The organism is Variovorax sp. E3 (assembly GCF_016082275.1).
GTDB lineage: Bacteria > Pseudomonadota > Gammaproteobacteria > Burkholderiales > Burkholderiaceae_C > Variovorax.
Map to the genome: position 1 here is coordinate 1 of NZ_MOWM01000249.1, position 6,546 is coordinate 6,546.

General features: G+C 69.6%; 5 protein-coding genes and 1 pseudogene. 4 read left to right on the top strand and 2 right to left on the bottom strand.

Going from position 1 to position 6,546, the window contains the following annotated elements; genetic code table 11:
* Positions 1 to 65: 65 nt before the first annotated feature.
* Together BMG07_RS43660 and BMG07_RS43665 are read left to right on the top strand one after the other, a co-directional pair.
* Positions 66 to 428 (top strand): annotated as a pseudogene (locus BMG07_RS43660) (delta(1)-pyrroline-2-carboxylate reductase family protein); the annotation flags it as partial.
* Positions 429 to 758: 330 nt separating this feature from the next.
* On the top strand, positions 759 to 1,931 hold the full coding sequence (locus tag BMG07_RS43665; protein ID WP_269759842.1) for an FAD-binding oxidoreductase: 1,173 nt from the start codon (positions 759 to 761) through the stop codon (positions 1,929 to 1,931).
* Positions 1,932 to 1,946: 15 nt separating this feature from the next.
* Here BMG07_RS43665 and BMG07_RS39000 read toward each other — a convergent pair whose 3' ends face one another.
* Both BMG07_RS39000 and BMG07_RS39005 read right to left on the bottom strand, forming a co-directional pair.
* Complete coding sequence (locus BMG07_RS39000; RefSeq protein WP_198088969.1) at positions 1,947 to 3,284, bottom strand: DUF3443 family protein; 1,338 nt, start codon at positions 3,282 to 3,284, stop codon at positions 1,947 to 1,949.
* A 29-nt stretch (positions 3,285 to 3,313) separates the two neighbouring features.
* Positions 3,314 to 3,883, bottom strand: coding sequence for a DUF2844 domain-containing protein (locus BMG07_RS39005; protein ID WP_198088970.1), 570 nt, complete (start codon positions 3,881 to 3,883; stop codon positions 3,314 to 3,316).
* 171 nt (positions 3,884 to 4,054) lie between these two features.
* On the opposite strand from BMG07_RS39005, the gene BMG07_RS39010 reads away from it, so the two are divergent.
* Together BMG07_RS39010 and BMG07_RS39015 are read left to right on the top strand one after the other, a co-directional pair.
* Positions 4,055 to 5,080 carry a class I fructose-bisphosphate aldolase gene (locus BMG07_RS39010; RefSeq protein WP_198088972.1) on the top strand — a complete coding sequence of 342 codons (1,026 nt, stop codon included), beginning with the start codon at positions 4,055 to 4,057 and terminating at the stop codon, positions 5,078 to 5,080.
* 39 nt (positions 5,081 to 5,119) lie between these two features.
* On the top strand, positions 5,120 to 6,418 hold the full coding sequence (locus BMG07_RS39015) for an acetyl-CoA hydrolase/transferase family protein (RefSeq protein WP_198088971.1): 1,299 nt from the start codon (positions 5,120 to 5,122) through the stop codon (positions 6,416 to 6,418).
* Positions 6,419 to 6,546 lie beyond the last annotated feature (128 nt).

Consider the following 6,546-nt stretch of genomic DNA (forward strand, 5'->3'; position numbering starts at 1 on the left):
CGCACTTCGCGGCACTGAAGACGGTGACGGTGCACCCGGGCAACGCCGCGCGCGGCCTGCCCGTGGTGCAGGGCGACGTGACGCTGATGGACGCGGCCACCGGCGCGCGGCTGCTCTCGCTGGACGGCAACGTGCTGACCGCGCGGCGCACGGCGGCGCTGTCGCTGGCGGGGGCGATCAGGGCAGGGCGCACGGGGGCGTCGCGCATGCTGCTGATCGGCGCCGGCGTGCAGGCGCTTGCCCATGCCGAGGCCTTTGCCGACGTATGGGGCGTGCGCAGCCTGCAGATCCACGCGCGCACACCGGCCCATGCGCAGGCCTTGGCCCGGCACATGCGTTCGCGCGGCGTCGATGCCCACGCGACAGAAGACCCGGGTGCCGCAGCCGAAGAGGCCGACCTGATCGTCGCCGCCACCAACGCGCAAGACCCCGTGGTCCCGCCCCGTGTGCGCGGCGACGCCACCGTGATCGCCATCGGCGCCTACCGCGCGACATGGCCGAGGTGCCGATCGAACTCGTGCGGCGCTGCGCCGTGTTTGTGGATACGCTGGAGGGGGCGCGCACCGAGGCGGGCGACCTGCTCCGGGCGGGCGTCGATTGGTCGGCCGTGCAGGCCTTCTTCCACGCGTCGCCCGCGCGCAAGGACCGGCCGGTGCTGGTCAAGACGGTCGGCCACGCGCTGTGGGATCTGGCGGCGGCGCGGCTGGCGTACGAGACGGGTGAACAGCAATGATGGCAAGCGGCAAGAAAGGCATTTCATGCGTCGTGTGGTGATCATCGGCGGCGGGGCCATCGGCTCCGCCATCGCGTATTTCCTGACCCGCGACCCGAAGGACGAAGCCTTCGAGGTCACGGTGGTCGAGCGCGACTTCTCCTACAGGCAGGCGTCGTCGGCCTTGTCCGCCAGCTCGATCCGCCAGCAGTTTTCCACCGCCATCAACATCGAGATGTCGCTGTACGGCATCGACTTCTTCCGCACGCTCGGCGAGACCTTGCGTGTGGGCGACGACAGGCCCGACATCGGCCTGGTCGAGCCCGGCTACCTCTACCTGGCGTCGCAGGCCGGCGTCGACGTGCTGCGCGAGAACCACGCGACGCAGAAGGCGCATGCGGTCGACGTGGCGCTAATGGCGCCCGCCGAGTTGAAGGCGCGCTTTCCGTGGATCTCGACCGAGGGCATTGCGCTCGCATCGCTGGGCCTGTCGGGCGAGGGCTGGTACGACGGCTACAGCCTGCTGCAGGCCTTTCGCAAGAAGGCTGCGTCGCAAGGCGCGCGCTATGTGCAGGCGCATGCGACGGGGCTGCGGCGCGACGGCCGCCGCGTGACCGGCGTGCAGCTCGACAACGGCGAGACGCTGGCCGCCGACGTGGTCGTCAACGCCGCCGGGGCCTGGGCCGCGAAGGTGGCGGGCTGGGCCGGCATCGACCTGCCGGTGCGCGGCCGCCGCCGCAGCGTGTTCAGCTTCTCGTGCCCCGACACGCTGCCCGGCTGCCCGCTGGTCATCGACACCTCGGGCATCTGGCTGCGCCCCGAAGGCCGCCAGTTCATCTGCGGCTTCGCGCCGCCCGAGGCGCAGGACCACGACGACCTGCCGCTGGAGGTCGAGTACGAGGCCTTCGACAACTTCATCTGGCCGTCGCTGGCAGAGCGCGTGCCCGCCTTCGAGGCCATCCGCATGACCGGCGCCTGGGCCGGCTACTACGAGATGAACGTGTTCGACCACAACGCCATCCTCGGCCTGCACCCGGACTGCGACAACCTCTACTTTGCCAACGGCTTCTCGGGCCACGGGCTGCAGCAGTGCCCGGCGGCGGGGCGCGGCGTGGCGGAGCTGATCCGCTTCGGCGCCTACCGCAGCCTCGACCTGTCGCCGGTGTCTTTCACGCGCATCCTCGAGAACAGGCCGCTGCTCGAGAAGAACGTGATCTGAACTCCTGCGGCGATCTCAGGGCGTTGCCAGCGCCGTGAACGGCCCTTGCTGGCCCAGCGCGGACTTCCCTTCATTGACCACGCCGACCAGCCGGCCGTAGAAGAAGGGCAGGCCGAAATCGATGGCGCTGTTGCTGCTCGTGGCGGCCACGTTGTTCACCGCCACCACACCCGGGTTGCTCGTGAACAACGACTGCGCGTTCGCGATCGAGAAGCTCTGGCTCAGCGCGGGCCCCGTGGCGGCCGCGAAGCTGGCGGACAGGTCCTGCGGGCTCGCGGGGCAGTAGAAGCCCCTGTAGGGGCCGTTCGTCGCGCATTGCGCAATCGTGGAATCGTTCAGGAAGAAGAAGTTCGAGCCGCTGTCCAGGAAGCTGTCCGGAAAGTTCGCGTTCTTGTAGCTGACCGAGATGCTGAGCGTTTGCGGATTCGTCTTCAGCACCGTCGCGCCGCTCATCGTGTTGTTGGACTGCGTGCCGACGCCGAAGTAGAGCGTTCCCACGGTGCTCCCCTGGCCCGCCGCCGAAATCGCGGGCAGGCTGAGCACGACGCCGTTGTTGTCCTGCGCGAAGTTGGCCACGAGGTTCTGCGCCTGCATCGCGAGCGGAACGGCCGTGCCCTGGCACGCACCGCCCGAGGCACAGGTGTAGTACTTGGCCGCAATGGCCTTCTGCACGCAGGCGGCGCCGCAGTCCTGCACAAAGGCGGACACGCCGACGATGCCGTTCACACCCAGTTGCGCGGGAGTGCTTTCCGCCGGCAGCGTGCCGTTGTCGGAGCATGCGCTAGGCACGTTGCCGGCCGCCGCGTCGCCCAGCAGCTGCAGCGGCTGCGCCGCGGCCGACTTCGGCCCCAGCGTGACGTCGGCCGTGCGCATCGTGCCCCAGGTGTAGCTGTCCAGGAACTGCTCGCACGCATTCAGCGACGCACCGCCGATCGTCTCGACCGGCAGCGCCGTCAGCAACGACGAATTGAGCGCGCCGGCGGCAATCCGCAGGCCCGTGGAGCCGGTGTCGACGAGGACGTTGTCGATCGTCTGGCAGGTGCCGGTTCCCGGTGCGCACAGCTGGATGCTGACCACCGGAAGGTTGACGCCGTTCGTGTTCGCGCCATGCGAGACCGTGAGCGGCACCGAGTTCGAGGCGCTGGCCGCCGGGGCGGGGGCCGGCGCCGGTGTCGAGGGCGGCAGCACGAACGGCAGGGCACCTGCGCCCCCACCACCCCCACCGCCGCCGCCGCAGGCGACGACGAGCGTCGCCAGGCTCGCGGCGCAGATCACCATCCACGCGGTTCTGAGGATCGAGTTCTGGGTGCCGGCGGCGCGTGCGTTGCCGGCGTGTCGTGGTTCCGTGGGCATGGTGGCTCGTTGCAGGAGGGTTGAGGTGGTCACGAACCTTGCGGAATGGACAGCGTGGCCGGATCGACGCCGGCGGGCAGCAGCGCGGGCAGCCAGGCCACGCCCGTCGAAGAGCGCTGGTGCGTGGAGGCCTGCACCGCGAACGTGGCGTCCGCCTGCGCGGTCGTGGCGCGAGAGCCCTTGCCTTGCTGGCGCAGCGCGCGCGCGTTCTGCGACATCTGCGTGGCGTAGTGCGTGCCCAGCAGCACCGAGAGTTCCGGCCGGTGGGTGCCGCGCCATGCCACCGCGAACACGACGCCGTCGGTGGTCAGGTACTCGCGTTCGACGAGGCCGTCGGGCAGGGTGATCTCCCGCACGCTCCAGTTCGTTGCGCCGCTTGCCGCAGCATTGCCCGCCGGGGCGGCGGCCTTGCGCGATTCGGCGCCCACTGCATTCACTGCCTGGGCCGGGCTCAGCGTGGGCGCGCCCCCCAGTTCCGCGAACGCCGAAGGCGTCGCGAGCAACGCCGCAACGGCAAGTGCGAGACCGAGGCCGAGGCGGCCCGGCAGTGCGGTCGCCGGGGCATGCCGCGCATGACATTGTTGTGACTCTCTGCTCATCCTTGCTTCCTTTCCGTCCCGACGCGCGAAGCGTACAGCCGGCCTGCGTCAACGTGACAAAGACCCGGTTGGCGCATTGTTCGCAACACCAAGTCGGGCAGCGATCAGGTTGGGGGTGGTATTGAGTTGCCCCAGACGGCGTAGGATGGCCGCCAGAGAGGTGCCATGGCCATGACTGCACAGACATTGATCGATACCGCGCGGGCGCTCGTCGCCAGCGACAAGGGCTTGCTCGCAATGGACGAGAGCAACGCCACCTGCAACAAGCGCTTCGCCGCGCTCGGCATCCCGCAGACCGCGGCCGCGCGGCGCGACTGGCGCGAGCTGATCGTCACCGCGCCGGGCCTGGGCGACAGCATCAGCGGCGCGATCCTGTTCGACGAAACCATCCGCCAGCAGACCAACGCGGGCCAGCCTTTTGCCGAGGCGCTGTCCGGCGCCGGCATCATTCCCGGCATCAAGGTCGACACGGGCGCGAAGCCGCTGGCGGCGCACCCCGGCGAAACCGTCACCGAAGGCCTGGACGGCCTGCGCGAGCGCCTTGCCGAATACGCCGGCATGGGCGCGCGCTTTGCCAAGTGGCGCGGCGTGATCGCCATCGCGAGCGGGTTGCCGACGCGGGCCTGCATCGACGTCAACGCCCATGCGCTCGCGCGCTATGCGGCGCTGTGCCAGGAAGCGGGGCTGGTGCCCATCGTCGAGCCCGAGGTGCTGATGGACGGCGACCATTCATTGGCCCGCTGCGCCGAGGTGACCGAAGAAGTGCTGCACCGCACCTTCGCCGAGTTGCGCGCGCAGGGCGTGCTGCTCGAAGGCATGCTGCTCAAGCCGAACATGGTGCTGCCGGGGCAGAAGGCCGCCACGCAGGATTCGGTCGACGCGGTGGCCGACGCCACCATGGCCTGCCTGCTGCGCACCGTGCCGGCCGCGGTGCCGGGCGTGGCGTTCTTGTCGGGCGGGCAGTCCGCGCAGCTCGCCTCCGCCCGCCTGAACGCGATGAACACCAAGTACAAGTCGCGCATGCCCTGGGCGCTGACCTTCTCGTTCTCGCGCGCGGTGCAGCAGCCCGCGCTCGACGCATGGAAGGGCGATGCGGCCAACGTCGCCGAGGCGCAGCAGGCGCTGGTGTTCCGCACCCGCTGCAACCAGGCGGCGCGGCGGGGCGGCTACGACACGCAGCGCGACGCGCCCCGCTGAACAGACAACACAACGAATAACAGAGACAACGCCACTTTCATGACGATCCAGGACCTCTACCAGCGCAAGCTCGTTTCCGCCGCCGATGCCGTGCGCCAGCAGGTGCGCAATGGCGACATGATCATCGTGCCGACCGGTGTCGGCGAAACGCCGACGCTGCTCACGGCCCTGTCGGCGCAGCGCCGCGATTTCCGCGACGTGAAGGTCGCGCAGATCCTGGCGATGCGCAAGTACGCCTACATCGACCCCGAGACCGTCGAGCATGTGCGCCACGTGGCGCTGTTCTTCGGCGGCGCCACGCGCGCGGGCGGGCAGGCGGGCTGGATCGACTTCATTCCCAACTACTTCTCGGAGATCCCGGCGCAGATCGAGCGCGGGCAGATTCCGGCCGAGGTGGTGTTCAGCATGGCCTCGCCGATGGACGCGCACGGCTACTTCGCGGTGAGCCTGGGGGCCGACTACACCATGGCCGCCATCGCCAAGGCGCGCGCCGTGGTGCTCGAGGTGAACCCGAACGTGCCGTTCGCCCATGGCGCCTGCCATGTGCACATTTCGCAGGTGGCCGCGCTGGTCGAAAACGACGCGCCGGTGATGGAAGTCGGCCTGCCGAAGATCGGCCCGGTACAGGAGTCCATCGGCAAATACGTGGCCGAGCTGATCGACGACGGCTCGACCCTGCAGATCGGCTACGGCGGCATTCCCGACGCGGTGGTGATGCAGCTCACGGGCAAGCAAGACCTGGGCATTCACACCGAGATGATCGGCGACGGCATCCTCACGCTGGTGGAAAGCGGCGCGGTGACCAACCGGCGCAAGAACTACCTGCCGGGCAAGTCGATCGCGACCTTCGCGCTGGGCTCCAGCAGGCTCTACCGCTTCATGGACCGCAACCCCGCGCTCGAGATGCACCCGGTGAACTTCACCAACGACCCGGCGCTGGCGGGGCTCAACGACAACCTGATTGCCATCAACGCGACGATGCAGATCGACCTGCTGGGCCAGTGCGGCTCCGAGAGCCTGGGGCACGCCCCGTACTCGGGCACGGGCGGGCAGTCGGACTTCGTGCGCGCGGCCAACCGCTCGCGCGGCGGCAAGGCCTTCATCGTGCTGCCGTCCACCGCCAAGGACAACACCATTTCGCGCATCGTGCCGTCGCTGTCGCCGGGCACGCACGTGAGCACGAGCAAGAACGACATCAACTACGTCGTCACCGAATACGGCGTGGCGCAGCTGCGCGGCAAGTCCGCCAGGCAGCGCGCGCAGGAACTCATTGCCATCGCGCACCCGGATTTCCGCGCGGAACTGACGGCGCAGGCCAGGCAGGCGAAGCTGCTGTGAGGCGTGGGCGCAACAGGCGCTCGGCGGGCCGGCCATGGACTCGCTGATCGCGGCTTCGGCGCGCGCCCTTGCGGCGGGCGATGCGCTCGGCGCCCTCAAGCGGGTGGCCCTGCGCGACGACCCGCCGG